This window comes from Brachyspira sp. SAP_772 (assembly GCF_009755885.1).
Classification (GTDB): domain Bacteria; phylum Spirochaetota; class Brachyspiria; order Brachyspirales; family Brachyspiraceae; genus Brachyspira.
Genome location: NZ_VYIX01000196.1, coordinates 1 through 678 on the forward strand (window position 1 = coordinate 1; position 678 = coordinate 678).

Below are 678 nucleotides of genomic sequence, written 5' to 3' on the forward strand. Positions count from 1 at the left end.
ATAATAAAAAACTATTAAAAAAAGGAATACATATTATTAAATATGCATTCCTTAAATATTATTTTTAATTAATTTTTATTAGAATCTTAATCCAATTTCTCCGCCTAAATCAAATGAAGACATTTTAATATTATTATTAGGGTCTTTATATTCTACCAAAGGTATATCATAAGAAGCATATATACCTAAAACTAGGTTATAAGGCAATAAGAAATCAACAACCCCTTTTACATAAGGTATATAAGGATTTTTAAAAGTATCTTTAAGTCTTTTATAATCATATCCTTGAGAAGTGTATCCTCCGTCACTTTCTCTAAAGTAACTGCTTCCTGCTAAAGGTATTTTTACACCAGCACCAACACCTATTGATACAAACCAAACATCTATTCTAGGAAGTATTCCTACCATTAAGCTATCGAAAGTTAATCCGCCYTTTGATTTTTCATCAATAACTGCTTTGAAAGCAAACACATCTCTRTTRTATCCTAAATCTAATCCTAAACCGAATGATAAATTATCAAACCCAAAATAATATGCAGGCTGTAAATGAATACCAAATTCAAATCCTGTATCAGATTTTACATGTTGAGCCTCATTTCCGCTGAATCTGCTGAAGCGTGCTCCAAGAGGTATCATTAACCCTAATCCACTCCCTGCTTTAGCCATGAGTCTGCGGCT

Annotated in this window: 1 protein-coding gene; it reads right to left on the bottom strand. The window is 31.0% G+C overall.

From position 1 onward, the window contains the following. Positions 1 to 78: 78 nt before the first annotated feature. Positions 79 to 678 (bottom strand): hypothetical protein (locus GQX97_RS13500; protein ID WP_157152307.1); only part of this gene is annotated, 600 nt, incomplete at its 5' end.